We start from the raw sequence: 25115 nt of genomic DNA on the forward strand, positions 1-25115 counted from the left end.
TTCAGGCGCGGTGGCGAGCCGCTCCCACGGGAGCGAGGCGCAACGCGTCGACTGCGGAGCGGTAGCGCCGGGCCACGAGGTCGACGACGGGTTCGGCGACACCGATCGGCGCAGCGACGCCGTCGGCGCCGACCTCCGCCAGGCGGTGGTGGAACAGACCGTCGGCGAGAAGATACGACGCGACGAACACCCGGTGTGCGCCGCCGGCGCGGACCTCGTCCACGACGGTCGCGACCCGCGGTTCTCCGGTGGCGATCCATCCGACGCGCACCGGGGTGTGCACGAGCGACGAGACCATGCGGGCCGTCACGTGGACGTCGTGGCGGGCGCGAGGGTCGGACGAGCCGGCGGCCGCGAGAACGACGTCGTCGCCCTCGACCCAGCCGGCCTGCCGCAACCGCTCGACGAGGACACGGGCGAGAGCAGGATCGGGACCGAGCGCGGGGGTGATCGTCACCGCGTCGTTCCCGCCGGCCGCGACCTCGCACGGAACGTCGGTGTGCACGTGATAGCCGGAGGCGAGGAAGGCGGGGACGAGCACGGTCGGACGGCCGGTGTCGCGCAGGACCTCCGAGGGCGACGGTCCGAGGACGTCGACGAAGGCGACACGGGTGGGGCCGACGCGGGAGGAGACGGCATCGGCGAGCGCCGCGATCATGTCGACACCGCGCGGATTGCGGGTGCCGTGCGCAACGAGCAGGAGCGCCGGGTCGGCGTGTGTACCGGTCATGGATGCATTCCTTCCGGGTCGACGGCGAGGCGGTAGCCGCGCTTGACGACGGTCTGCACGATCGCCGGTGCGCCGAGAGCCGAGCGCACCCGGGCGACCGCGGTTTCGACGGCGTGAGTGTCGCCGCCACCGCCGGGCAGGGCCGCGAGGAGTTCCTCGCGGGAGACGACGAGACCGGCGCGCGCGACGAGTGTGCGCATCAGGGCCATCCCGGTAGGGGGAAGGCACCGCACGGTGCCGTCGACGATCACGCAGCGCCCTCGCGGGCTGAGTACGTGACCGCCGGCCTCGATGCGCACAGCCCGCCGGGGCAGTTCCTCGGCGATGTGCCGGGCCAGCGAGCCCAGCCGGGATCGGGTGGGCATGCTGACGGGTACGTCGAGTTCGGTGAGCGGTGCCGCGGTGACGGGACCGACGCACACCGCGGTGACGCCGGTCCGCAGCGACCGGAGCATCGGCTCGAGCCAGCCGGTCTCCTTGGCCCGCATGAGCATCGACGCGACGGCCGGTGCACTGGTGAAGCTCACGGCGTCGAGTCCGCGTTCGACGATCTGCTCGATCATCCGGTCGAGCGCGGTGAGATCCTCGGGGGCCGTCCATCGGTAGACCGGGACGGGCACGACGTCGGCGCCCGCAGCGCGCAGCGCATCGCACACGTCGGTCCCAGGCTCCCATTCGGTGCGCTCGCCGTGCAACTGCACCGCGATGCGGCGGCCGGCGACCCCCTCCTTCAGCAGAAGTTCGAGCACCTCGGCGGACGATTCCGAGGAAGGAGACCACTCCTCGCGGAGTTCGGCGGCCCGGATCGCGCCCGTGACCTTCGGGCCACGGGCGAGGATCCGGCTCGAGCCGAGTGCCTGCGCGAGGTCGTCGGCGAGTCCCCAGCCCTCCGCTGCACCCATCCACCCGCGGAATCCGATCGCCGTGGTGGCGATCGTGATGTCCGGGGGCTGCGCGACGATGCAGCGGGTGACGCGCTCGAGCTCGTCGTCGTCGGACAGCGGGATGATGCGGATGGCGGGGGCGTGCACGACCTCGGCCCCACGCCTGGTGAGGAGCGTGGCGAACTCGTCGGCACGCCGAGCGGCCGTCACGCCGATGGTGAATCCCCGCAACGGCGCGTTGTCGTCGCTCACGAACCCTCTCCGGTCGGCCCCTCGTGCCGCTGGTCACGGGGGACGAGGCTGTGGATCTGGACGACTCCCGCCCATACGCGCACCTCGTAGACGGGCAGACGCACCGACGGATCGTCGAGGTACCGGCCGTCGTCGAGGGAGAAGACCTGCTTGAGCAGCGGCGACGCCACGGTGGGCTCTCCGCCCCGGTCGCCCACGATACCGCGGGACATCACCGCGGCGCGGCCGAACGGATCGAAGTTGCTTACTGCGCGCAGCGTTCCGTCGTCGAGCAGGAACAGGGCCACCTGCTCGCCGCCGCGCAGCAGCACGGCCACGCCGCGGCCCGGAATGAGATGGCTGAGTGGACAGGCCGAGGTCCATTCCAGTCGCCCGTCGAACACGCTGTCGCGCGTCGATCCCCCTACGGTGTGCGTCTCGATGACGGTCATCGCTGTCCTCCTTGAAACTGCTGTCCTGAAGTGTGGGTGCCGGGTGTTTCGAGCGCGTTACCCGCTCGTTCCCTCGGGGTAAGCGGTCGTCACGCCCCGGTTCCGGGTCCGATGCCCGGCATACCCACGAGGACGGGGACCTTGCGGGGGCCGCTGTCGTCGAAGCGGACCGTGGGGTCGGGCTGCTCGGGCGCGTTGACGAACGAGACGAACCGCGCCAGCTTCTCCGGATCCTCGAGGACACCGGCCCACTCGTCCTTGTAGCCCTCGACATGCTTGGCCATCGCGGCCTCGAGATCGTCGGCGATGCCGAGGACATCGTCGCACACGACCTCCTCGAGGTGCGCGAGACCGCCCTCGAGTGCGTCGAGCCACGGCGCGGTGCGCTGGAGCCGGTCGGCGGTGCGGATGTAGAACATCAGGAACCGGTCGATGTAGCGGACGAGGGTCTCGTCGTCGAGACCACCGGCGAGGAGCTGTGCGTGCTTGGGCGACTGGCCGCCGTTGCCGCACACGTACAGGTTCCAGCCGTTCTCCGTCGCGATGACACCGACGTCCTTGCCGCGTGCCTCGGCGCATTCACGGGCGCAACCCGACACACCCATCTTGAGCTTGTGGGGCGATCGCAGTCCGCGGTAACGCAATTCGAGGGCGACGGCCATCCCGACCGAGTCCTGCACGCCGTAGCGGCACCAGGTGGAGCCGACACAGCTCTTGACGGTGCGCAGCGACTTGCCGTACGCCTGGCCGGATTCCATGCCGGCGTCGACGAGACGCTTCCAGATCTGCGGGAGCTGTTCGACGCGGGCACCGAACAGGTCGACGCGCTGACCGCCGGTCATCTTCACGTAGAGACCGAAATCGCGTGCCACCTCACCGATCACGATGAGCTGCTCGGGGGTGCACTCGCCACCGGGCATGCGCGGCACGACCGAGTAGGTGCCGTTCTTCTGGATGTTGGCGAGGAAGTGGTCGTTCGTGTCCTGCAGACCTGCCTGCTTCGGGTGCAGGATGTGGTCGGAGTCGGTGGACGCGAGGATCGAGGCGACCACCGGCTTGCAGATGTCGCAGCCGTGTCCGGTTCCGTACTGCGCGATGAGCGCGGAGAAGGTGCGGATGCCGGTGGCCTGGACGATCTCGAACAGTTCGGCGCGCGACTGCTCGAAGTGCTCGCACAGGGCCTTCGACATCTGCACACCCGACTGGGCGAGCAGTTGCTTGATGCTCGGGAGGCAGCCGCCGCAGGTGGTGCCCGCACTCGTGCACGACTTGATCTGCGCGATGTCGCAGGCGCCCTCGGAGATCGCGCCGCAGATCGCGCCCTTGGTGACACCGTTGCACGAGCACACCTCGGCGTCGTCGGGCAGCGCGCCGGCGCCCGGCTTCTCCCCCACCGGGGAGATCAGCGTGGCCGGATCACCCGGCAGTTCGCGGCCCACCAGCGGTCGCAGCGTGCCGTAGGCGGAGGCGTCGCCGACGAGGATGCCACCGAGCAGGGTCTTCGCGTCGTCGGAGACGACGAGCTTGGCGTAGGTGCCCTTCGCGGAGTCGGACAGCACGACCTCGAGGGCGCCGGGCGTCGTCGCGTGGGCGTCGCCGAAGCTCGCGACATCCACGCCGAGCAGTTTGAGCTTCGTCGACAGGTCGGCGCCGGGGAACTCGGCGGTGCCGCCGACGAGCCGGTCGGCGACGACCTCGGCGGTGCTGTAGCCGGGGGCGACGAGTCCGTAGCAGGTGCCCTCGACGGCCGCGCATTCACCGATGGCGTAGACGGCCTCGTCCGAGATGCTCCGACAGGTGCGGTCGGTGAGCACACCACCGCGGCCGCCGAGTTCGAGTCCGGCCTCGCGGGCGAGTTCGTCCTGGGGACGGATGCCGGCGGAGAAGATCACGAGCCCGGCTTCGAGGACGGAGCCGTCGGACAGGGTCACCTGGAGCGCCTCAGGTCCGGCCTCGATCTTCTCGGTGCCCACACCGGTGTGGGTGACGAGGCCGAGGTCGGTGACGAGACGGTCGAGGACACGGCCGCCGCCCTCGTCGACCTGGGCGGGCATGAGCCGGTTGTTGTACTCGACGACGTGCGGGGTCACGCCCAGCAGGCGCAGCGCGTTGGCGGCCTCGAGTCCGAGCAGGCCACCACCGATGACGATGCCGGCGAGGCCGGCGGCCTTGGCGCGTTCGGCGGCGGCGCGGATGCCGTCGAGATCGTCGAGCGTGCGGTAGACGAAGCAGCCGGGCAGGTCGTGGCCGGGCACGGGGGGCACGAAGGGGTACGAGCCGGTCGCGAGGACGAGGCTGTCGTAGGGCAGAACGTCGCCGCCGGCGGTGGTGACGGTGCGGGCCGCGCGGTCGATTCCCACGGCGCGGGTGCCGACACGCAGGTCGACGAGGTCGTCTGCTGCGTAGTCGTTTCCGGCGAGGGCGAGTTCCTTGCGGTCCCAGGCTCCGACGTAGGACGACAGTCCCACGCGGTCGTAGGCGGCGTCGGCCTCCTCGCCGAGCACGGTCACCGACCAGCTGTTCTGCTCGTCGCGGACGCGAAGGGCTTCGACGAAGCGGTGGGCGACCATTCCGTGTCCGACGACGACGACGTTCTTGCGGCTCATGATGTTCTCTTTCTTCGTGCCGGGATCGGTCAGACTGCGACGCGGGCCGGGGCGGGAGCCTCGCTGGACGGCTCGCTCGTGGGGGTGGTGTGAGGGCGGCGGAGGAAGACGAACCAGGTCACCGCGATGCACACGAGGTAGAAGATCGCGAAGACCCAGAAGGCCATCGTCGCGGACTGCGCCTCGCCGCCGTAGGAGGCGCGGAAGACGAGGTTGATGCCCACGCCGCCGAGTCCGCCGATGGCACCGGCGAAGCCGATGAGGGCACCGGACATGCTGCGCGACCAGGCGGCCTTCTCGTCGCGATCCAGTTCGTCGAGATCCTGCGCACGGGCCTCGAAGATGGACGGGATCATCTTGTAGACCGAGCCGTTGCCGAGCCCGGAGAGCAGGAACAGGGCGATGAAGCCGAGCACCATGGCGGTCAGCACACCGCCGGTCGCGGCGCCGGTGGTGCGGTCGTCGAGGGTGCCGGCGACGATGAGCACCGCGGCGGCCAGGGCCATCGCGACGAAGGTGTAGAGGGTGATCTTCCCGCCGCCGATGCGGTCGGCGAGCTTTCCGCCGAGCGGGCGCGAGATGGATCCGAGGAGCGGGCCGATGAAGGCGATCTGCGCGGCGTGCAGTGCGGCCTGGGCGGGGGTGTCGCCGCCGGCGAGGAAGTTGATCTGCAGGACCTGACCGAAGGCGAAGCTGAAGCCGATGAACGAACCGAAGGTGCCGATGTAGAGGAAGGAGATGATCCACGAGTCGCGGAACTTCAGCGCGGCGCCCATGGCCCGCAGGTCGGCCTTCTGATCACGGAGGTTGTCCATGAACAGGGCGGCACCGAGCGCGGCGACGGCGCACAGGACCAGGTAGACCGCGCACACGATCCAGGGCTCGGTGTTGCCGACGGTGGCGATGACGAGCAGGCCGATCAGCTGAACGGCCGGGACACCGATGTTCCCGCCGCCGGCGTTGAGTCCGAGGGCCCAGCCCTTCAGTCGCTGCGGGTAGAAGGCGTTGATGTTGGTCATCGACGAGGCGAAGTTGCCGCCGCCGACACCGGCAAGTGCCGCGACCAGCATGAACGTCGTGTAGGAGTGACCCGGGTTCAGCATCAGGTACAGCGCCCCGATGGTGGGGATCAGCAGTACGAGGGCACTGAAGATGGTCCAGTTGCGGCCACCGAAACGGGCGGTGGCGACGGTGTAGGGGATGCGGAGGATCGCGCCGACGAGTGTGGGGACGGCGACCAGGAAGAACTTACCGGCGGCGTCGATGCCGTACACCTCGGTGGGCATGAACAGCACCATCACCGACCAGATCGACCAGACGGAGAAGCCGACGTGCTCGGCGATCACCGACCAGATCAGGTTGCGCTTGGCGACCTGCCTACCGCCGGCCTCCCACGCCTCCACATCCTCGGCGTCCCACCGCTCGATGTTGTGCTTGCGCGCGAATTTGTCTCTGAGACTTTCCTTTTCGATGAAGGTCGTCATCGCCGTTCCTCCTCGGGTCCGTGTTGATCCCCAAGGTAGGAAACGGGTGTTGCTACGGTGCTGCCCGCGGTGACCGTCGCGTCAAGAGTTGCTCACCCCGGCCCCGGCCCCCCTGTGAGGTGTTACAGGAGGAACCGCACGAGGTCGGCGGTGTGCGCCAGGCCCGGGAAGGCGTCCTCGGTCGAGCGCGGGTGCAGCGCGTGCACGGCCAAACGGAAGATGACCGCGCGTAGCAGCATCTGCGGCCATTCCGGCAGGTCCTCCCAGCGACCGATGAGCCCTTCGTCGGCACCGCCCCACGACAGTGCGTCGACGACGGCGACGGCGGCCGCCCACGAGGCCGGACGCCAGTAGGGGGTGATGTCGGTCAGCCCGGGTGCCGCGCGCCCGGCGAACAGGACGGTGCCGAACAGGTCGCCGTGGACGAGCTGGTCGGGCAGGTGCACGGGCTTGCGGAAGGTCGCGAGCTGGTTGATCAGGTCGAGACTCTTACGGCCGTCGGGGGTCACCGTCTCGGGCGCACCCGCCGCGCGGGCGCTGCGCAGGGGCACGGTTTCCCAGGCCGCGCGGTCGGCCGCGACGAAGACGTCGACGTCCTCCCAGGGTGCGACCGGAGGCTGCATGAGGAAACGGGGACGTTCGAGCTGCGCGGTGGCGGTGTGCAGCCGCAGCGACAGCGAGACCACTTCGTCGTGCCTGGGCTCGGACGTACCGACGATGTAGGTGTCGGCGCGCCATCCGGAGACCACGTAGCGACCGTCGGTGGACCGCACCGGACGGGCCAGCCGCACACCGTCGACGGTCAGGGTCTCCCGCACTTTGGCGGACCAGGCCGCGCGAGCATGATCGGCGACTCGGGACAGCACCACGTCTCCACACCGGAAACCGCCGTCCCAGTCGGGCCCGAGCGGGACCGGTTCGACGTCGCGGAGACCGAATGTGGAGCACACGTGCTGAGGCGGTTCGAGTGAGCTCACGCAGCTCAACCTACCGCCGCACACCGCTCGGATCGGGAAGGCACTCCGCTGTTTCAGGTCACAACGAGGTCACCGTCAGTAGACCGGTAGCGAGGGATCCACCTGCTGCGCCCACGCGATCACCCCGCCGTGCAGATGTGTCGCGTCCGAGAATCCGGCTCGCACAAGCACTTCGAGCGCCTCGGCCGATCGGATTCCCGTCTTGCAGTACAGCACGATCGGCGTGTTCTGCGGCAGGTCGGCGAGGACCTCACCGGAGAGGATGCGGTCCTTCGGCACGAGCCGGGCACCGTCGATGCGGACGATCTCCCACTCGACGGGTTCGCGCACGTCGATCAGCGCGATGTCGCGGCCCTCGTCGAGCATCCGGCGCAACTCGCTGGGGGTGACGGCCGAGCGAGCCGACGCGGCGGCATCGGGAACGATCCCACAGAAGGCCTCGTAGTCGACGAGTTCGGTGACGGGCACCCGTCCCGGATCCCGGCGCAGGGTCACCGTCCGGAACGACATCGCGAGCGCGTCGTAGATCAGGAGGCGACCGAGCAGCGGCTCGCCGATCCCGGTGACGAGTTTGATCGCCTCGGTCGCCATGACGGTGCCGATCGTGCCGGGCAGGACACCGAGTACCCCGCCCTCCGCGCAGGAGGGAACCATCCCCGGTGGCGGTGCCTCGGGGTAGAGGTCGCGGTAGTTCAGGCCGCGCCCGTCCGGGGCGTCCTCCCAGAACACCGACACCTGGCCCTCGAAACGGAAGATCGATCCCCACACGTAGGGCTTGCCCGCGAGGACCGCGGCGTCGTTGACGAGATAGCGGGTCGCGAAGTTGTCGGTGCCGTCGAGGATGAGGTCGTACTGCTCGAACAGCTGCACGGCATTGCTCGACTCCAGGCGCGTCTCGTGCAGGCGCACAGTCACACCGTCGTTGATCGCCAGGATGCTGTCGCGGGCACTGTCCGCCTTGGGCCGTCCGACGTCGGAGCGGCCGTGGATCACTTGGCGCTGCAGGTTGGACGTCTCCACGTCGTCGAACTCGACGATGCCGATCGTGCCGACCCCCGCCGCCGCGAGATACAGCAGGGCGGGCGAACCCAGGCCGCCGGCGCCGATACACAGCACCCGCGCGTTCTTCAGGCGACGCTGGCCGGTGACCCCGACATTCGGGATGATCAGGTGACGGCTGTACCGCGCGACCTCCTCGTGACCGAGCTCCGGGCCGGGTTCCACCAGCGGCGGAAGGGATCGGCGCGTCGACGGTGTCGTTGCGGTCACGGGTTCTCCTGTCGCGATGCGTCCTGCGTCACCGTCCATGGTGCCATTCCCTGCTGCGACCCCCACTCCGCCCGTCGACCCCCACCTCGCCCGTCGACTCCGCCCGGCCCGTCGACCCCGACCGGCGCCTACGCCCGCGGGTACGGCCACGGGTTGAACCGGCACCGCGCCCCGTCGGCGGGGACCGTGCCGCCCGGGTCCAGGCGCGCGATGTCGTCGTTGGCGGTGCCGAAGGTCTGCTGCATCATGATCGGCGCGAGGCCGCCGTCGGTGGTGCAGGCATCGTGTTGCGCCAGGCCGATGGCGTGGCCGACCTCGTGGTTGACGACGTACTGGCGGTACGACCCGATGTCGCCCTGGAAGGCGACGGCCCCGCGCACCCACCGCGCTTCGTTGAGGAACACCCGCTCCATCGAGGGGTTGAAGCACGATCCCTCGAGCGGGATGTCGTAGCCGCATCCTTCGCGAATGGTCATCTGCGAAGTGAGGGAGATCCGGAAGTCCGGCTCGCCGGTGTCGATCCGGCGGAAGGCGACCGCCTCGTCGCCGATCCAGCTGCGCGGGTCGGCGAGGGTCCGGTCGACCATCGACGCGAAGGCCGCGTCGCCGCCGTAGCCGGTGGTGTCGATGCCCTCCTCGAGTTCCACCGTGTAGGTGAACACACGGGTCTGCCCCGCGCCGACCTGACCCGTGGTGCCGGGCACGACCCGCCACTCCCGCGCACCGACCTCCGTGAACGGGCCGCCCTCCGGCAGCGCACCGGACTCGAGCGACTCGGGGAAGGTTCCCTCGGGTTGCGGGGCCTCGACGATGATCTCGGTGACCTCGCTCGCGTCGGTCTGGTCGGCGGGCTCCTCCGCTCCGGCGCCACGCGCGGCGTCCCACAGCACGATCAGGGTCACGACGGCGAGGATCGGAACGGCGTAGGCGCGCCAGCCGTAGGTGGCGACGAACCTGCCCACGCGGGTCTGCTTGCGGACGTCCCGTTCGGGTCGCGGTCGGCGCGGCGGCCGGTCCGGCCGTCCCACCGGGTCCCACACGGCACGCAGGGGCTGGTGCGACCGGCGACCCACCTCGGGTCGTTCCGTTCCTCGCGACCGGGACGAACCGGGCAGCGTCGGGGAAGGATCTGTCGGCGAGGAGCCCTGCGGGCCCCTGCTCTCGCGCACTCCTCCACGCTCGATCACGGATGTCAGGATGTCATATCGAGACCATTTCGATATCCGAAGCGCCGAACCTGCGCCCCCATTCGTGCACCGGGAACTGATACTGGGCGGTAGGCCGATCCGTTCGACACGCGACTTCACCTGTAACGTGCAGAGACGAGGAGCGCCGAGGTGGTACAGGCCACGTTCGGAAGTAGTGCAGATTGGGAGTAAGCATGACCGACGTCACCGAACGAGCATCCGGCCGGGGTTCCAACGGCAAACGGGGCGCCCGGATGCCGCGTGACGAGCGTCGTGCCCAGTTGCTCGAGGCTGCCAGCGAGGTATTCGTCACACGCGGTTACCACTCGGCCGGCATGGACGAGATCGCCGAGTGTGCCGGAGTGAGCAAGCCCGTCCTGTACCAGCACTTCCCCGGCAAGCTCGAACTGTATTGCGCCGTGCTCCAGAACTACGTGGACACCCTCATCAACGGCGTACGCCAGGCCCTGCGGTCCACCACCGACAACCGTCAGCGCGTGCGCGCCGCAGTGCAGGCCTTCTTCGATTTCGTCGACAACGACAGCCAGGGATTCCGGCTCGTCTTCGAATCCGATCTGATGGGCGAACCGCAGGTGTCGCGGCGAGTGGAGCAGGCCACCGAGGCGTGCGTCGACGCCGTCTTCGACCTCGTCAGCCACGACTCCGGTCTCGATCCGTACCGGGCCCGCATCCTCGCGGTCGGCCTGGTGGGAACGAGCCAGTTCACCGCACGCTACTGGCTCGACGCCGCACGTCCGATCCCCAAGGAGGACGCCGTGGACACCACGGTCGCGCTGGCCTGGGGCGGTCTGAAGCACGTGCCGCTGCAGCCGGAACTCCGTCGTCGCTGACGACACAGAGGCGCACCGTCGTCGCTGACGACATATGAGCACCGTCGTCGCTGACGACACATACCGAGAACGACGAACGGGCCGGGCGACATGCCCCGGCCCGTTCTCGTCGGTCGCTCTCAGTTGGCGGCGAAGCCGACCTTGCCCAGCGTGGCAGGACCGATGTCCACGTAGCTGATCTTGGCGGCCTGCACGAGAACCTTGCGGCCCTTCTCGTCGACAAGGGCGAGCACCCCGTCGTCGGCGCCGTTCAACGCGGCCCGGACGAGCTTCTCCACCTCGTCGGGCGTCTGGTCGCTGACGACGACAACTTCGCGCGGGCTGTCCGCGACGCCGATCTTGACCTCCACGGTGGACCTCCGATTCTCATGCATTGAAACCGAGCTGGTACTGCTATCAGCCCCAGGCTAATGCAGTCCGAGCACCGACATCCGCTCGGCGTGCTCGACCTGCATGCGATCGAACAGCGCGGCGATGTTCGCCAGGTCACCGGACGCGAGAATCACCAGCTCGGCGAGTTCCTCGTTCTGCGCGAGGACGTACTGCGCCTGGGTGATGGCCTCGCCGAGCAGCCGGCGTCCCCACAGCATCAGGCGGTCCTTCTGCAGCGGGCTGCGCTCGACGACCTCGCGGACCTCATGCACCACGAACTCCGAGTGGCCGGTCTCGGCGAGGACCTCTCGGACCACCGTGGACACCTCGGGAGCAAGCATGTCGGCGATCTCACAGTAGAAATCTGCGGCGATCCTGTCACCGACGTATGCCTTCACGAGAACCTCGAGCCACGTCGACGGAGTGGTCGAGGCGTGGTAGGCGTCGAGGGCTTTGCGGTAGGGCTCCATCGCCGCGTAGATCTCCACACCACGATCGGTGAGCGCGGTGTGGAGCGTCTCGAAATGGCTCATCTCCGCAGCTGCCATGCTTGCGAGGGCGACCCGCCCGCGCAGGGACGGGGAGAACCGTGCGTCCTCGGCGAGCCGGTAGAACGCCGAGATCTCGCCGTACGCGAGCAACGCGAAGAGCTCTGCGACACCGGGGTGATCGGCGGGGACTGCGGGTCCGCCCGGCGTCGTGCCGGACTCGGAGGTGGACTGCGGCGTATCGGCTCCCATGACGACGAAGCGTAGTACTACCTCGTGGAATGCGCCGGAACCGGTACAATGGATCGGGAAGCCCGCGCTTCGAGCCGCCGACCGTGGCCCGCGAGCTTCCCAGATAATGTGCGCGCACCCGAACTGCGGATCGCTGCCGCGCTTCGCCGAGCCTGGTGGAAACCGCTCGCGCTGAGGTGCAGGCCGGTCGCCTTTCCCCCTCGTGCGTGCGTGCCGAGACCAGGAAGGCCGGACCCCTGAGCAAGATCACCATCGACCACGAAGACGACGCGAGCGAAACGACCGTCTCCGCACAACTCGACTCCACCCACGTACCCCCCACCTTCGGCGAACTCGGTGTCCGCGACGAGATCGTCCGCGCCCTCGCCGAGGTCGGCATCGAACGCACCTTCGCGATCCAGGAACTCACCCTGCCGCTGGCCCTCGCCGGCGACGACCTCATCGGGCAGGCCCGTACGGGTATGGGCAAGACCTTCGGCTTCGGCGTTCCGCTCCTGCATCGCATCGCCACCGAGGGCTCCGGCACGACCACCCTCGACGGCACTCCCCGTGCACTCGTGATCGTCCCGACCCGCGAGCTGTGCATCCAGGTCACCAACGACCTCGTGAACGCTTCCAAGCACCTGCCCGGCAGCCGCAAGTCGGGCCTCGAGGTCCTGTCGATCTACGGTGGGCGCCCCTACGAGCAGCAGATCGACGAACTGAAGAAGGGTGTCGACGTCGTCGTCGGTACTCCCGGCCGTCTGCTCGATCTCGCCAACCAGGGCCATCTGATCCTGGGCAAGATCGGCGTGCTCGTCATGGACGAAGCCGACGAGATGCTCGACCTCGGCTTCCTGCCCGACATCGAGCGCATCCTCACGATGGTCCCCGACCGTCGTCAGACGATGCTGTTCTCGGCCACCATGCCCGGCCCGATCATCACCCTCGCCCGCACGTTCCTGAACCGCCCGACGCACATCCGGGCCGAGGAGGCCGAATCGTCGGCCGTGCACGAGCGCACCCAGCAGTTCATCTACCGGGCGCATGCACTCGACAAGGCCGAACTCGTCGCCCGCGTACTGCAGGCCGAGGGTCGCGGCGCCACCATGGTCTTCACCCGCACCAAGCGCACGGCGCAGAAGGTGGCCGACGACCTCGTCGAGCGCGGTTTCGCGTGCGGCGCGGTGCACGGCGACCTCGGTCAGATCGCGCGTGAGAAGGCACTCGACAAGTTCCGCAGCGGCAAGATCGACGTGCTCGTCGCCACGGACGTCGCCGCCCGCGGCATCGACATCGACGACGTCACCCACGTCATCAACTATCAGTGCCCCGAGGACGAGAAGACCTACGTCCACCGCATCGGCCGTACCGGTCGCGCCGGACGCACCGGTATCGCGATCACCCTCGTCGACTGGGACGACGTGCCGCGCTGGCAGCTCATCGACAAGGCTCTCGATCTCGGTATCCCGGATCCGATCGAAACCTACTCGAGCTCCCCGCACCTGTTCGAGGAGCTGAACATCCCGTCCGACGCCACCGGACGCGTCCGCAAGGCCGCTCCCGCCGCCTCGGAGAACGGTGAGAAGCGCGAGCGCGTCGAGCGCGAGGGCGGATCCCGCCCGAAGCGCAACCGGGTCCGCCGTCGTACCGTCCGCGGAAAGTCTGCCGACGGCTCCGCAACGGATGTGGCCGCAACCGGTTCGGACGACTCGGTGAATGCCGAGAACGAGCCTGCCGCAGCGGAGACGGGTGAGGACACCGGGGCGGCCGCTCCGGCACGTCGTCGCCGTCGTCGCCGTCGCACCCGCTCGGGCGAGGGCCCGGCCGGTCGCGCAGAGCAGCAGGACACGTCGAACGTGGAAGCGGTCTCGACGTCGTCTGCCCGATAACCACGTGCTCGCGCCCGAGCGCCGCACCCGCACCGACCTTCTCGTCGCAGCCGCACTCGTCGTCACCGCTCTGGTGGCGGCGAGTGTCGTCTGGCTGAACTCGGATGCGCGGGGCACCACGTCGACCACCTGGGACGGCCCTGTCCCCACTCTCGCTGCCGCGCAATCTCTTCCGCGCACGCTCGCCGAACTCTGGCGTGCTCCGAGTACGGCGACGACCGCACCGGTGGTGTCCGGCGGCACGGTCGCCACGGCAGACGGTGGTGCGGTCGTCGGCCGCGACCCGCAATCCGGCGAGGAACGCTGGCGGTACGACCGCGACCGGGCGTTGTGCGCGGTCACCGAGGCCTGGGGCGACGTGGTCTCGGTCTATCGCGGCCCGCGGGGATGCGGTCAGGTCACCGCGCTCGACTCGGGCAGTGGCTCTCGGGGCGCGCAACGGTCGAGCGACGCCGACGATCCGATCCGGGTCGTCGGCGCCGGTTCGCACCTGATCGCCTTCGGCGAGTCACGTCTCGAGATGTGGCGCTCCGATCTGGTGCGCACGGTCGAGTACGGGCGCGTCGACGCACCGGTGAACCCGAACGCGCAGCCACGATCGGGTTGCGAACTGCGCTCGGCGGATTCGGGCGCCGAAGTGCTGGCCGTGCTCGAGCAGTGCGCGAACGAGCCGACCAATCGGCTCACCCTTCTCGATCCCACCCCCGACGACAGCACCAAGCCCGAGGAGTTCGCGTCGTCGGTGCTGCCGGAAGCGGGCGGGGACTCCCGCATCGTCGCGGTGGTCGGCGACCGCACGGCGGTCTACCTGGCCCCGGACGACAACGACGGGCCGCGCATCGAGGTCTTCGACAGCGAGGGCGTCCTCCTCGACACGCACGCCCTGTCGCGTCCTGCCGGCGAATCGGACGACCCAGCCCTCGAGCGCGGCGGCGTGCTCGTGTGGTGGACGGGCCGCGACACCGTCGCATTGTCCACCACCGATTTCGCCCCGCAGTGGACCGTCGAGGACACTCTCGGCAACGGCGACATCATGGCCGGTTCGCTGCTCCTTCCCGTCGAGGACGCCCTCCTGGGAGTCGACTCACGGACCGGTGAACCCGGCCCGCGCATCGACGTCGAGCGCGGGACGGTCTCCACGGTGAACGTCGCCGTCGCCGGGGATGTCGTGGTCGAGCAACGCGGCGATGAGCTCGTGGCACTGCGCTGATGGCGAGCCGTCCCGGTCGGTGCTGAAAGCGAGCCGTCCCGGTCGGTGCTGAAAGCGAGCCGTCCCGGTCGGTGCTGACGTCTCAGTCCGCGACGGCGGTCTCGAAAGTCTCGAGTTCCGCCTCCCCCGACCAGTAGCGCAGCAGGTTCTCGGAGAGCGCCCGGTACGCCTCGGCGCCCTTGTTCTTGCGTCCCGCCAGCACCGTCGCGCCCGAGGCGGAAGCCTCCGCGAAGCGGACCGTGCGGGGTACGGGCGGGGCCAGCACCGGCAGGTCGTACCGGTCGGAGACATCGGCGAGCACGTCGCGACTGTGCGTGGTCCGCGAGTCGTACAGGGTCGGCAGCGCGCCGAGCAGCTCGAGATCCGGATTGGTGATCTGTTTCACCTCGTTCACCGTGCGCAGGAGCTGCCCGACTCCCCTGTGCGCGAGCGTCTCGCACTGCAGCGGAACGAGCACGGACCGCGCCGCGGTCAGCCCGTTGAGGGTGAGGACGCCCAGAGAGGGCGGGCAGTCGATGACGACGACGTCGTAGTCGTCCTCCACCGACGCCAGCGCCCGCTTCAGGGTGTATTCACGCCCCGGCTTCATGAGCAGCATCGCCTCCGCACCCGCGAGGTCGATGGTCGCCGGCAGCAGCGACATCCCCTCCGCTGTCCCGAGCAGAACGTCCTTCGTCTCGACACCGCCCACGAGCACCTCGTGCACGGATTGTTCGAGCTTGTCGGGGTTGTGCCCGAGAGAGAAGGTCAGGCACCCCTGGGGATCGAGATCGACGACGAGCACCCGCCGGCCCAGCGCCGACAGCGCGGCCCCCAACGACGCGACGGTGGTCGTCTTGGCGACGCCACCCTTCTGATTTGCCACTGCAAGTACCGTTGCCACGACCCCGATCCTCGCGCACTCGGCGGCGCAGCGCGAGGTGAATCCGCCCACGAGACCGCAGGAGGCAGCCCGCCGTGATCCGCAGAGCCACACCCGAGGACGTCCCCGCGATCACCGGGCTGATCTACGACCTCGCCGAATACGAGAAGGCCCGGCACGAGTGCACCGTGGTGCCCGAGCAGATCCACGAGGCTCTTTTCGGGCCGCAGCCCTCGGTGTACGCGCACGTCGCAGAGGAATCCGGAGAGGACGGCACCGAAGGCCGGGTCGTCGGGGTGGCGTTGTGGTTCCGGAACTTCTCCACCTGGGACGGCGTGCACGGGATCTACCTCGAAGATCTGTTCGTCCGTCCCGAACACCGCGGCAAGGGACACGGACGGGCACTGCTCGCGGCGCTCGCCCACGAATGCGTGGAGCGCGGTTACACCCGCCTGAGTTGGTCGGTGCTGGACTGGAACGAGCCGTCCATCGGTTTCTACCGATCCCTCGGTGCCGTCGCGCAGGACGAGTGGACGACCTTCAGGCTCAGCGGCCCCGCCCTGCAAGCGCTCGGCAGCTGAGCCGGATCACTCGTCGACGTCGGGCGCGTACTCGTGCGCGAGCCACCGCGACGTGGGCGGGCTGAACAGCAGCACGAGCGTGGGGACCACGACGAGCGCCAGCACAGTGCCGATGACCGGCTGGTGGGAGTCCGTCAGCAGCGACCACACCACGGGCAGCAACAACAGCTGCGCGAGTATCGCCACGGCACGTCCCCAGCGCACACCGCGCACGAGCGCGATCCCGCCGGCCAGGACCCCGCCGAACAGGATGAACAGCCACAGCGCGAAGCCGTAGCCATTGGTGACCGACTGATCGTGTTCGCCCGAGGCGGCGCGGATGATCGAGTACACCGCGAATCCCATCGCGACGACGCCCTCGAGGACGACGAGCCAACCGGCGGCACGCACGGTCGACGGAACGCTGCTGCGAGGTGTTTCGAGAGGCACCCGTCCAGCGTAGTGGACCCGCCGGGCACCACTTAGGCTGATGTTCCGTGCGCGCCCTGCTGATCGTGAACCCGAATGCGACGACGACCACCCCGGCCGGTCGCGACCGCCTCGCTCACGCCCTGAGAGGCCGGCTCGCGCTGACCGTCGCGCACACGACCCACCGCGGGCACGCCGCAGAACTGGCGCGTTCGGCGCACGCCGACGGGATGGACGTCGTCGTCGCGCACGGTGGCGACGGCACCGTCAACGAGATCGTCAACGGCCTCCTCGGCCCCTCCCCCGACCGAGGCGCCGATCCGACCCTGCCGCGACTCGCGGTGGTGCCCGGCGGCTCGGCGAACGTGTTCGCGCGATCCCTGGGACTGTCCGCCGATCCACTCGAGGCCACCGAGCAGGTACTCGAGTCGTTGCAGGAGGGCAGGACCAGCCGGATCGGCCTCGGCCACTGCGACGGGCGGTGGTTCACCTTCAACGCGGGCCTCGGTCTCGACGCCCAGGTGTGCGAGGCCATAGACCTGAGCCGCGCCGAGGGCAAGAAGGTGACGACGGCGCGCTACGTGCGGCACGCGGTGGCCCGGTTCTTCGCGTCGAAGCGGGCCGAACCGGCGCTCACGCTCGAGATGCCCGGATCCGAACCTGTTTCGGGGGTGCACTATGCGTTCGTGTCGAACTCGAGTCCGTGGACCTATCTCGAGTCCCGGCCGGTGCACACGAATCCCGGCACCTCGTTCGACACCGGTTTGGGCGTGTTTGCTATGACGACGACCCGGGTACTTCCGAGCCTGCGGGTGGTGAGACAACTTCTGGCCGCCCGCGGCGAGCCGGCGTCGCCGCATCTGGTGCGTGCGGACGATGTCGCGCGCGTGCGCGCCCGGGCCTCGCGCCCGATCGGACTTCAGGTCGACGGCGACTATCTCGGACTCCGGACCGAGGTCGAGTTCGTGTCCGTGGCGTCGATCCTCGATGTCGTCGCGCCCCGCTGACGATCCCCCCAGCGGGACAGCGACAGAAAGAGAAGCACGAATTCTGTGATTGCCACTACCTTCTCGGCTCGAGGGGAGTAGAAAGAGGGATTGGCGAACCCGTAGCCCACACCAGCGTGAGCTTCCCCACGATCGTGGTCGATTCTATTGACTCCACGCTCGTTCGTGAAAGCATTCACAAGTAACCGCGCGGAAACACTCCGTGCCACAGGCGTGAACACGCATTGACCAATCAGCCGGTGCACACGCACCATCGAAGGAGAGTAGAAGCATGGACTGGCGCCACAAGGCCATCTGCCGCGACGAGGATCCGGAACTGTTCTTCCCCGTGGGAAACAGCGGCCCGGCTCTCGCGCAGATCGCGGATGCCAAGCTCGTGTGCAACCGTTGCCCCGTCACCGCCGAATGCCTCTCCTGGGCGCTCGAATCCGGCCAGGATGCCGGCGTCTGGGGCGGTATGAGCGAGGACGAGCGCCGCGCCCTCAAGCGTCGCAACGCCCGCACCCGCGCTCGTACGGCGGTCTGAGCAACTCCGATAGACGTTCGAAGGCCCGGCTCCCCTACGGGGGAGGCCGGGCCTTCTTACGTGCACGGTCGTAAGGACGATCAGGCGACCGGCACCTTGCCCAGCGGTAGTTGCAGGCGTGCATCGGTCCCGCCGAACTCGTTGGACGTCAACTCCAACGATCCGCCGAGCTCGGCAGCCACGAGGGTCCGGACGATCTGCAGACCGAGCCGGTTCGACGCCTCGAGGCTGAACCCCTCGGGAAGACCCTTCCCCTCGTCGCGGACCACGACGTCGAGCATGCGGGCCGAACGCTGGGCATTGACGGTGACCGTGCCGTTCACGCCCGGATCGAAGGCGTGCTCGACGGCGTTCTGGACGAGTTCGGTCAGCACCATGACCAGAGGCGTGGCGCGATCCGCGGGGAACACGCCGAGATTCCCCTCCCGCACCACCCGGATCTGGCTGCCGACCGTCGACACGTCGACGACGATGGGGATCAGCTGGTCGAACACACCGTCGAGATCGACCTCCTCGTCCACTGACATCGACAGCGCCTCATGGACCAGGGCGATGGATGTCACGCGACGGACCGCCTCCCCCAGGGCCTGCTGGGCTTCCGCGTTCCCGGTTCGGCGCGCCTGCAGTCGCAGCAGCGCGGCGACCGTCTGCAGGTTGTTCTTGACACGGTGGTGGATCTCGCGGATGGTCGCGTCCTTGCTCAGCAGTGCCCGGTCGCGTCGCTTGACCTCGGTGACGTCGCGGACGATCACCGCGGCGCCCCGGATCTTCCCTCCCGGGTTCAGGACCAACGCACGGATCAGAACGGTGGCCCCGAGTGCCTCGATCTCCATGCGCTGCCCCAGACGGCCCTCCACGGCCCCGCGGAGGTAGTCGGTGACGTCGCGACTCTCGAAGGGGTCGGTGACCAGTGCGCGGGTCGTCTCGACGAGATCCTGACCGATCAGGTCGGAGTTCAGACCCATCCGGTGATAGGCCGACAGCGCGTTGGGGCTCGCGTAGACGACCTTGCCCTTCCGGTCGAGCCGGATGAATCCGTCGCCCGCACGCGGACTCGACTTGGTGTCCGAGCGCGCCTCGGGCGTCGGGAAAGTGCCCTCGCTGATCATCCGGTAGAGGTCGTCGGCGCATTCGAGATAGGCCGTCTCGAGCGCGCTGGCCGACCGCCGCGACACGCGGGCGGCGTCGCGGCTGAGCACCGCGACGACCCGACCGTCCCAGCGCACCGGCACGGCCTGACGGATGTTGATCCCGGCGCCCGGGGACGACTTGACGTCGACGATCTCTCCGGTTTCGAAAGCCTTACGGACGTAAGGATGTTCGTTGTCGGAGACGAGCGTGCCGACGGCGTCCTCGGGGATCACCGTCGAGGCGGTGGTGGGTCGGCACTGTGCGACGCACACGATTCCGGACGGCGCCGCGTCGACCCACAGGAGGACGTCGGCGAACGACAGGTCGGCGAGCAACTGCCACTCGCCCACGACACGTTGGAGGTGATCGACGGCCGCGCCCGGAAGATCCGTGTACCTCGCGAGCAACGAACTGAGTGTGGACACGGGAACCGCTTTCGTACTCAGGAGATACCCGCCGTCAGGAGATCACGGCGATGAGGTCGCCCTGCTGGATGACATCCCCGACCGAGACTCCGACGGAGGTCACGGTGCCCGCCGACTCGGCGAGCACGGGAATCTCCATCTTCATCGACTCGAGGATCACCAGCGTGTCGCCCTCGGCCACCACGTCACCCTCTCGCACGACGACCTCGAACACGGTCGATACCATCTCCGCGCGTACGTCTTCCGCCATCGAACACCTCGTTTCACGCTCCGGCGGCGGACCTGCCGACAGGACCACTCGACCGCACGTGAAACACTGTAATGAACGAGAAAGGAGATCCCACCATGGGTAAGCGAGGTCGCAAGAAGCGCAGCCGCAAGGGTAACGCCGCCAACCACGGCAAGCGTCCCAACGCCTGAGACGCGGACAGGGGCCGGAAAGCAGCAGCTTTCCGGCCCCTGTCACGTTCGGGGGTCTCACCCAGGACTCGGTACGAGTGAACTCGCCTACGACTCGGTACGAGTGAACTCGCCTACGACTCGGCGCTGTCCGTCTCGGTGATCACCACGGTGCGGCGGATCTGCAGCATGAGCCGCTCCCGCAGGCCCTCGGGTGCGTGTTCCCCGCCGCACTTGCGGCTGAGCAGCGATTTGATCTTCTCCTCGATCCCGTAGGCCTCGAGGCAGGTGCCGCACTCGTCGAGGTGCCGCTGCAGCTTCTCGCGGGAACCGGCGTCGCATTCGGAGTCGAGAAGCAGGTAGACGTCCGCGATGACCGCCGAGCAGTCGAGTCGATCGAAGTCGGGTTCGCTCACTGCGGTGCTCCCTTTCCGCTCTCGGGCTGATCCGATGTTCCGGTTGTGGCGTCCACGGCCTTCTCCCGCATGAAACCGCGATCGCGCGCCACGTCGGCCAACAGGCCCCGCAGCTGCTTGCGACCCCGGTGCAGTCTCGACATCACGGTGCCGATCGGCGTCCCCATGATCTCGGCGATCTCCTTGTAGGGGAACCCTTCGACGTCGGCGTAGTAGACGGCCATGCGGAACTCCTCGGGAAGCTCCTGCAACGCCGCCTTGATGTCGTCGTCGGGAAGCGCGTCGAGTGCCTCGACTTCCGCGGACCGCAGACCGGTCGACGAATGCTCGGCCGTGGCGGCGAGCTGCCAGTCGGTGATCTCGTCGGTCGGGTACTGCGCGGGTTGCCGCTGACGCTTCCGGTACGAGTTGATGTAGGTGTTGGTGAGGATCCGGTACAGCCAGGCCTTGAGGTTGGTGCCCTCGCGGAACGACCGGAAGGCGGAGAACGCCTTGATGTAGGTCTCCTGTACGAGGTCCTCGGCGTCGGAGGGATTGCGGGTCATCCGCAGCGCAGCGCCGTAGAGCTGATCGAGCAGGGGAAGCGCGTCCCGCTCGAACCGCTCGGTCAGTTCTTCCACAGACTCCTCGATCACACCGATCCCTTCATCGACGCCTGTCGAGAAGGCTACCGGTCCGACGGCGTCCGGATCGGGGGGACGTCCGATGGCGTCCGGTCGAGGCGGGCACAGCACTGCCACGAATTCTCCGATCGTCGGGTCTCGGGTGGCCGGTGGATCCACCCGTCGGTGTGCAACGCCGTGCCCACCGCGCTTGTTCCCCACCTCCGGTTCTCTAGAGTGATCGGATGGCCTCGACATCCACTCCCGCGACGGTGTTGTTGAAGCGCGAGAAGGTCGCCCACCGGGTCCACGAATACGCACATGACCCGAGGTCGTCGTCCTTCGGCGCCGAAGCCGTCGAGGAACTCGGCACACACCTCGGGGTTTCCGCCGAACAGATCTTCAAGACGCTGGTGGTGTCGCTGTCCGACGGCAAGTTCGCCGTCGCGGTGATCCCGGTCCCGGCGACGCTGTCGCTCAAGGCCGCAGCCGGGGCGCTGGGCGGCGGCAAGGCCGTGATGGCCGATCACACCGCCGCCGAACGCGCGACCGGGTACGTCGTCGGCGGCATCTCCCCGCTCGGGCAGCGCAAGCGTCTGCGCACCGTGATCGACGTCTCCGCCGAGCAGTGGGACCGGGTGCTGTGCAGCGCGGGTCGGCGAGGGCTCGAGATCGAACTGGATCCGCACGATCTGATCCGGCTGACCGGCGCCGTCGTGGCACCGATCACGGCCGGTCCGTAGGGCCCGTCCGCTCCGGCAGCGCCTACAACAGCACCATCTGATCGCCGGCGCCGTCGTCGGGTTGCAGCAGTTCGGGGCCATTGTTGCGGATGCTGTTGACCTTCGCGGACACGCGGCGGATCTCGATCGCCGAGATCGCGTCGACGCTCGGCACGATCAGATCCGGATGGCCGAGACTGTCGGGGTCGAGCCACGCATCCCACCGCTCCGGCGGGAGGATCAGCGGCATCCGTTCGTGCACGTTGCCGAGTTGCTCGACCGACTGCGCGGTGAGGATCGCCGTGCTCGACAGCGGCGGTGCCTTCGGGTTCCGCGGGTCGCGCCACTCCGCCCACACCCCGGCCATGCAGATCCGCGATCCGTCGGCCGGCGCCATGAAGTACGGCACCTTGCGAGGCTTGCCGTCCGGCGCGGGTTCGACCTGCCATTCGTACCAGCCGTCCATCGGGACGAGGCACCGCTTGTAGCGCAGCGACCGCGCGAAGCTCGGCTTGATGGCGACCGATTCGGATCTCGCGTTGATCAGTGGTGCGCTTCCACCCACCTCTTCGGCGAAGTGCGGCACGAGTCCCCATCGCATGCGGCGGATACGGCGGCGGACGGGACCGTCGGGATCTTCCCCGTCGTGCCGGGCGACAACGGTGAGCACCTCGGTCGTCGGCGCGACGTTGTAGTCGGGCCCCCGCCCGTCCCGGCTGCTGTCGTCGCCGGTCTCGTCGAGTGCGTCGAGTTCGACGGCGAGCGTCGCCGGGTCGGCGGTGGAGACATACCTTCCGCACATGCCGTCGAGTGTGGCATCGCCGGGTGACGGAACCGACACCGGCGCGCACCGGGTGGGCGAGGGTGCCCGCACCGGTCCGGATGGGCGAAGATGGTCGGGTGAGTCTGTGGAGAGCACCCCGCGCCGTGTCCCCGGTTCGAGCGTCGGTGACGCTGCCGGGATCGAAGTCGATCACCAACCGTGCCCTGATCCTGGCCGCACTCGCCGACGGGCCGTCCACCCTGACCGGCGCGCTGCGCAGCCGCGACACCGACCTGATGATCGGGGCCCTGCGCACGCTCGGCACGACCGTCACCGAGCGCGACGGCGGCACCACCCTCGACGTGACCCCCGGCCCCCTGCGCGGAGGCGAGGTCGCCTGCGGACTGGCCGGCACCGTCATGCGGTTCGTACCGCCGCTGGCCGCACTGGCCGACGGCGACGTGCGGTTCGACGGCGACGAACAGGCCCGCGTCCGCCCGATGAGCACCGTGCTCGACGCCCTGCGCGCCCTCGGCGCCGACATCGACGGCGACCGGCTGCCCTTCACCGTGCACGGCCGCGGTGCGGTGCGCGGCGGTTCCGTGACCATCGACGCTTCCGCGTCCTCGCAGTTCGTCTCGGGTCTGCTGCTGTCCGGGGCCGCCTTCGACGAGGGCGTGGTGGTCCGCCACGCCGGTGAACCGGTGCCGTCGATGCCGCACATCGAGATGACGGTCGAGATGCTCCGAACGGCCGGGGTCCCCGTCGACACCTCCGAGACCGACACCTGGCGGGTGCCCCCGACGACGATCAAGGCCGTCGACGTCACCGTCGAGCCCGACCTGTCGAACGCCACGCCCTTCCTCGCGGCCGCGGCGGTCACCGGTGGTGTCGTCTCGGTGCCCCTGTGGCCCGAGTCGACCACCCAGGCCGGCGACGCGATCCGCGGCATCCTCGAGCAGATGGGCGCCGAGGTGACGTGGGCCGACGGGACGCTGACCGTGCGCGGCCCGGGCGAATTGCGAGGCATCGACGTGGACCTGCACGACGTCGGCGAGCTGGCGCCGACCGTCGCGGCCCTCGCCGCGGTCGCCGCCTCGCCCTCCGACCTGCGCGGTATCGCGCACCTGCGCGGTCACGAGACCGACCGGCTGGCGGCGCTCGCCACCGAGATCGGTCGTCTCGGGGGTTCGATCACCGAGACCGAGGACGGCCTGCACATCGAGCCGACGCCGCTGCACGGTGGTATCTGGCACTCCTACGCCGACCACCGGATGGCCACGGCCGGTGCGATCCTCGGGCTCGTCGTCGACGGGATCGAGGTCGAGGACATCGGCACCACTGCCAAGACGCTCCCCGATTTCGAAGGCCTGTGGGAGTCGCTGCTGACGGGGAGCGACTCCTGAGGCGGCGGGAGTACGACGAGTCCGACGTCCGGGTCCGCCCCGGGCGCGGCTCGCGGCCGCGCACGAAGGACCGCCCGGCCCACCGCAATGCCGAGGAGGGCATGGTCGTCTCCGTCGACCGCGGGCGGTGGGGTGTCGCGCTCGGCGGTGATCCCGACCGGATCGTGACGACGATGCGGGCACGCGAGCTCGGCCGGACCCCGATCGTGGTGGGCGATCAGGTGGGTGTCGTCGGCGATCTCTCCGGTCGCCCCGACACGCTCGCGCGCATCGTGCGGGTCGAGGACCGCAGCACCGTCCTGCGGCGCACGGCCGACGACACCGATCCGTTCGAGCGCATCGTCGTCGCCAATGCCGAACAGCTGCTCATCGTGGTCGCGCTCGCCGATCCCCCACCACGGACCGGACTCGTCGAACGCGCACTCGTCGCGGCCTATGCCGGCGGTCTCGCTCCCCTGCTGGGACTGACCAAGAGCGACCTCGCCGATCCCGACGAGTTCGCCGCGCACTTCGCGGATCTCGACATCCCGGTGCTGCTCGTCGGTCGGGACGACGATCTCACCGCCCTGCACGAGCGGATCGACGGTCGCGTGACCGCCCTGATCGGGCACTCGGGGGTCGGCAAGTCGACACTGGTGAACAGGCTCGTCCCCGACGCCGACCGCGCCACCGGCGAGGTCTCCGGGGTGGGCAAGGGACGTCACACCTCCACCCAGTCGGTGGCCCTGCATCTGCCCGAGGGCGGGTGGGTGGTCGACACCCCGGGCATCCGGTCGTTCGGGCTCGCGCACATCGGGCCCGACGACGTCGTCGCGGCGTTCGGGGACCTGGCCGAAGCGGTCGAGGACTGCCCGCGCGGGTGCACGCATCTCGGCCCGCCCGCCGATCCCGAATGTGCCTTCGACTCGTTGGAGGGCAAGTCGCACAACCGGGCGATGGCCGTGCGCGAACTGCTCACGGCGCTCGCGTCCAACGACCCCTGGTGAACCGACGAACCCCGGCC

Annotated in this window: 27 protein-coding genes; 10 read left to right on the forward strand and 17 right to left on the reverse strand. The window is 69.1% G+C overall.

Annotated elements, in window-relative coordinates; genetic code table 11:
* Position 1 precedes the first annotated feature (1 nt).
* From KXC42_RS16145 to KXC42_RS16180, 8 genes are all read right to left on the reverse strand, one after another.
* Complete coding sequence (locus tag KXC42_RS16145; protein WP_219129275.1) at positions 2–730, reverse strand: sirohydrochlorin chelatase; 729 nt, start codon at positions 728–730, stop codon at positions 2–4.
* A complete protein-coding gene (locus tag KXC42_RS16150; protein ID WP_006550252.1) occupies positions 727–1866 on the reverse strand; it encodes a uroporphyrinogen-III synthase in 1140 nt (379 codons plus the stop codon). Before KXC42_RS16150 ends, KXC42_RS16145 begins: the two co-directional genes overlap by 4 nt.
* Positions 1863–2297 (reverse strand): nitrite reductase small subunit NirD, encoded by a 435-nt coding sequence (nirD, locus tag KXC42_RS16155; RefSeq protein WP_006550251.1) that lies wholly within the window; start codon positions 2295–2297, stop codon positions 1863–1865. Before nirD ends, KXC42_RS16150 begins: the two co-directional genes overlap by 4 nt.
* An 89-nt stretch (positions 2298–2386) precedes the next feature.
* Entirely contained in the window at positions 2387–4903 is a 2517-nt protein-coding gene (gene nirB / locus KXC42_RS16160) for a nitrite reductase large subunit NirB (protein WP_219129276.1), read from the reverse strand.
* 29 nt (positions 4904–4932) lie between these two features.
* A complete protein-coding gene (locus KXC42_RS16165) occupies positions 4933–6387 on the reverse strand; it encodes a NarK/NasA family nitrate transporter (RefSeq protein ID WP_033097105.1) in 1455 nt (484 codons plus the stop codon).
* Positions 6388–6509: 122 nt separating this feature from the next.
* Positions 6510–7364 carry a TIGR02569 family protein gene (locus KXC42_RS16170; RefSeq protein WP_006550248.1) on the reverse strand — a complete coding sequence of 285 codons (855 nt, stop codon included), beginning with the start codon at positions 7362–7364 and terminating at the stop codon, positions 6510–6512.
* A 75-nt stretch (positions 7365–7439) separates the two neighbouring features.
* Entirely contained in the window at positions 7440–8672 is a 1233-nt protein-coding gene (gene moeZ / locus KXC42_RS16175; RefSeq protein WP_257605833.1) for an adenylyltransferase/sulfurtransferase MoeZ, read from the reverse strand.
* Positions 8673–8761: 89 nt separating this feature from the next.
* Complete coding sequence (locus tag KXC42_RS16180) at positions 8762–9820, reverse strand: DUF3152 domain-containing protein (RefSeq protein WP_373922158.1); 1059 nt, start codon at positions 9818–9820, stop codon at positions 8762–8764.
* A gap of 194 nt (positions 9821–10014) precedes the next feature.
* On the opposite strand from KXC42_RS16180, the gene KXC42_RS16185 reads away from it, so the two are divergent.
* Positions 10015–10671 carry a TetR/AcrR family transcriptional regulator gene (locus KXC42_RS16185; RefSeq protein WP_006550245.1) on the forward strand — a complete coding sequence of 219 codons (657 nt, stop codon included), beginning with the start codon at positions 10015–10017 and terminating at the stop codon, positions 10669–10671.
* A gap of 119 nt (positions 10672–10790) precedes the next feature.
* On the opposite strand, the gene KXC42_RS16190 is transcribed toward KXC42_RS16185, so the two are convergent.
* A complete protein-coding gene (locus tag KXC42_RS16190) occupies positions 10791–11021 on the reverse strand; it encodes a DUF3107 domain-containing protein (RefSeq protein ID WP_006550244.1) in 231 nt (76 codons plus the stop codon).
* 57 nt (positions 11022–11078) lie between these two features.
* Positions 11079–11783 carry a ferritin-like fold-containing protein gene (locus KXC42_RS16195; RefSeq protein WP_006550243.1) on the reverse strand — a complete coding sequence of 235 codons (705 nt, stop codon included), beginning with the start codon at positions 11781–11783 and terminating at the stop codon, positions 11079–11081.
* Positions 11784–11989: 206 nt separating this feature from the next.
* On the opposite strand from KXC42_RS16195, the gene KXC42_RS16200 reads away from it, so the two are divergent.
* Both KXC42_RS16200 and KXC42_RS16205 read left to right on the forward strand, forming a co-directional pair.
* Positions 11990–13654 (forward strand): DEAD/DEAH box helicase, encoded by a 1665-nt coding sequence (locus tag KXC42_RS16200; protein WP_219129278.1) that lies wholly within the window; start codon positions 11990–11992, stop codon positions 13652–13654.
* A 4-nt stretch (positions 13655–13658) separates the two neighbouring features.
* Entirely contained in the window at positions 13659–14864 is a 1206-nt protein-coding gene (locus KXC42_RS16205) for a hypothetical protein (RefSeq protein WP_219129279.1), read from the forward strand.
* Between the two features lie 82 nt (positions 14865–14946).
* Here KXC42_RS16205 and KXC42_RS16210 read toward each other — a convergent pair whose 3' ends face one another.
* Complete coding sequence (locus KXC42_RS16210) at positions 14947–15747, reverse strand: ParA family protein (RefSeq protein ID WP_024101487.1); 801 nt, start codon at positions 15745–15747, stop codon at positions 14947–14949.
* Between the two features lie 74 nt (positions 15748–15821).
* Between KXC42_RS16210 and KXC42_RS16215 the strand changes: the two genes are divergently transcribed.
* Positions 15822–16307, forward strand: a complete 486-nt coding sequence (locus KXC42_RS16215) for a GNAT family N-acetyltransferase (RefSeq protein ID WP_006550239.1) — start codon at positions 15822–15824, stop codon at positions 16305–16307.
* Between the two features lie 6 nt (positions 16308–16313).
* On the opposite strand, the gene KXC42_RS16220 is transcribed toward KXC42_RS16215, so the two are convergent.
* Positions 16314–16736 (reverse strand): hypothetical protein, encoded by a 423-nt coding sequence (locus KXC42_RS16220; protein WP_024101488.1) that lies wholly within the window; start codon positions 16734–16736, stop codon positions 16314–16316.
* Between the two features lie 47 nt (positions 16737–16783).
* Here KXC42_RS16220 and KXC42_RS16225 point away from each other — a divergent pair, with 47 nt between their 5' ends.
* Entirely contained in the window at positions 16784–17722 is a 939-nt protein-coding gene (locus KXC42_RS16225; RefSeq protein ID WP_006550237.1) for a diacylglycerol kinase family protein, read from the forward strand.
* 271 nt (positions 17723–17993) lie between these two features.
* Positions 17994–18248: a WhiB family transcriptional regulator gene (locus KXC42_RS16230; protein ID WP_006550236.1), complete on the forward strand. Its 255-nt coding sequence runs from the start codon at positions 17994–17996 to the stop codon at positions 18246–18248.
* An 80-nt stretch (positions 18249–18328) separates the two neighbouring features.
* On the opposite strand, the gene KXC42_RS16235 is transcribed toward KXC42_RS16230, so the two are convergent.
* Both KXC42_RS16235 and KXC42_RS16240 read right to left on the reverse strand, forming a co-directional pair.
* Entirely contained in the window at positions 18329–19804 is a 1476-nt protein-coding gene (locus KXC42_RS16235; protein ID WP_064060261.1) for a sensor histidine kinase, read from the reverse strand.
* A 34-nt stretch (positions 19805–19838) separates the two neighbouring features.
* Complete coding sequence (locus KXC42_RS16240; RefSeq protein ID WP_006550234.1) at positions 19839–20054, reverse strand: biotin/lipoyl-binding carrier protein; 216 nt, start codon at positions 20052–20054, stop codon at positions 19839–19841.
* A 95-nt stretch (positions 20055–20149) separates the two neighbouring features.
* Here KXC42_RS16240 and KXC42_RS27775 point away from each other — a divergent pair, with 95 nt between their 5' ends.
* Positions 20150–20224, forward strand: a complete 75-nt coding sequence (locus tag KXC42_RS27775) for a 50S ribosomal protein bL37 (protein WP_022597109.1) — start codon at positions 20150–20152, stop codon at positions 20222–20224.
* 113 nt (positions 20225–20337) lie between these two features.
* Here the strand turns inward: KXC42_RS27775 and rsrA are convergent, their stop codons facing one another.
* Both rsrA and KXC42_RS16250 read right to left on the reverse strand, forming a co-directional pair.
* Positions 20338–20619, reverse strand: a complete 282-nt coding sequence (gene rsrA / locus KXC42_RS16245; protein WP_006550233.1) for a mycothiol system anti-sigma-R factor — start codon at positions 20617–20619, stop codon at positions 20338–20340.
* Positions 20616–21260 carry a sigma-70 family RNA polymerase sigma factor gene (locus tag KXC42_RS16250; RefSeq protein WP_371683125.1) on the reverse strand — a complete coding sequence of 215 codons (645 nt, stop codon included), beginning with the start codon at positions 21258–21260 and terminating at the stop codon, positions 20616–20618. The genes rsrA and KXC42_RS16250 overlap by 4 nt, the downstream gene beginning before the upstream one ends.
* 206 nt (positions 21261–21466) lie before the next feature.
* Between KXC42_RS16250 and ybaK the strand changes: the two genes are divergently transcribed.
* Positions 21467–21964 (forward strand): Cys-tRNA(Pro) deacylase, encoded by a 498-nt coding sequence (gene ybaK / locus KXC42_RS16255; RefSeq protein WP_219129280.1) that lies wholly within the window; start codon positions 21467–21469, stop codon positions 21962–21964.
* A gap of 22 nt (positions 21965–21986) precedes the next feature.
* Here the strand turns inward: ybaK and KXC42_RS16260 are convergent, their stop codons facing one another.
* The gene (locus KXC42_RS16260) at positions 21987–22745 is read right to left on the reverse strand and encodes an SOS response-associated peptidase (protein ID WP_219129281.1); all 759 of its coding nucleotides are present in this window, start codon (positions 22743–22745) and stop codon (positions 21987–21989) included.
* An 80-nt stretch (positions 22746–22825) separates the two neighbouring features.
* On the opposite strand from KXC42_RS16260, the gene aroA reads away from it, so the two are divergent.
* Together aroA and rsgA are read left to right on the forward strand one after the other, a co-directional pair.
* Complete coding sequence (aroA, locus tag KXC42_RS16265; RefSeq protein WP_033097204.1) at positions 22826–24112, forward strand: 3-phosphoshikimate 1-carboxyvinyltransferase; 1287 nt, start codon at positions 22826–22828, stop codon at positions 24110–24112.
* Positions 24079–25098, forward strand: a complete 1020-nt coding sequence (gene rsgA, locus KXC42_RS16270) for a ribosome small subunit-dependent GTPase A (protein ID WP_219129282.1) — start codon at positions 24079–24081, stop codon at positions 25096–25098. The genes aroA and rsgA overlap by 34 nt, the downstream gene beginning before the upstream one ends.
* The last annotated feature ends 17 nt before the right edge of the window (positions 25099–25115 follow it).

Source organism: Rhodococcus sp. LW-XY12 (assembly GCF_019317345.1).
GTDB lineage: Bacteria > Actinomycetota > Actinomycetes > Mycobacteriales > Mycobacteriaceae > Rhodococcus > Rhodococcus pyridinivorans.

Bases quoted from the DNA above. Each gene is read 5' to 3' on its own strand.
- KXC42_RS16260 (WP_219129281.1), bottom strand. From the start codon at position 22,745: ATGTGCGGAAGGTATGTCTCCACCGCCGACCCGGCGACGCTCGCCGTC.
- aroA (WP_033097204.1), top strand. From the start codon at position 22,826: ATGGGCGAAGATGGTCGGGTGAGTCTGTGGAGAGCACCCCGCGCCGTG.
- ybaK (WP_219129280.1), top strand. From the start codon at position 21,467: ATGGCCTCGACATCCACTCCCGCGACGGTGTTGTTGAAGCGCGAGAAG.
- KXC42_RS16230 (WP_006550236.1), top strand. From the start codon at position 17,994: ATGGACTGGCGCCACAAGGCCATCTGCCGCGACGAGGATCCGGAACTG.
- KXC42_RS16145 (WP_219129275.1), bottom strand. From the start codon at position 730: ATGACCGGTACACACGCCGACCCGGCGCTCCTGCTCGTTGCGCACGGC.
- nirD (WP_006550251.1), bottom strand. From the start codon at position 2,297: ATGACCGTCATCGAGACGCACACCGTAGGGGGATCGACGCGCGACAGC.
- KXC42_RS16240 (WP_006550234.1), bottom strand. From the start codon at position 20,054: ATGGCGGAAGACGTACGCGCGGAGATGGTATCGACCGTGTTCGAGGTC.
- nirB (WP_219129276.1), bottom strand. From the start codon at position 4,903: ATGAGCCGCAAGAACGTCGTCGTCGTCGGACACGGAATGGTCGCCCAC.
- KXC42_RS16165 (WP_033097105.1), bottom strand. From the start codon at position 6,387: ATGACGACCTTCATCGAAAAGGAAAGTCTCAGAGACAAATTCGCGCGC.
- moeZ (WP_257605833.1), bottom strand. From the start codon at position 8,672: ATGGACGGTGACGCAGGACGCATCGCGACAGGAGAACCCGTGACCGCA.
- KXC42_RS16195 (WP_006550243.1), bottom strand. From the start codon at position 11,783: ATGGGAGCCGATACGCCGCAGTCCACCTCCGAGTCCGGCACGACGCCG.
- KXC42_RS16185 (WP_006550245.1), top strand. From the start codon at position 10,015: ATGACCGACGTCACCGAACGAGCATCCGGCCGGGGTTCCAACGGCAAA.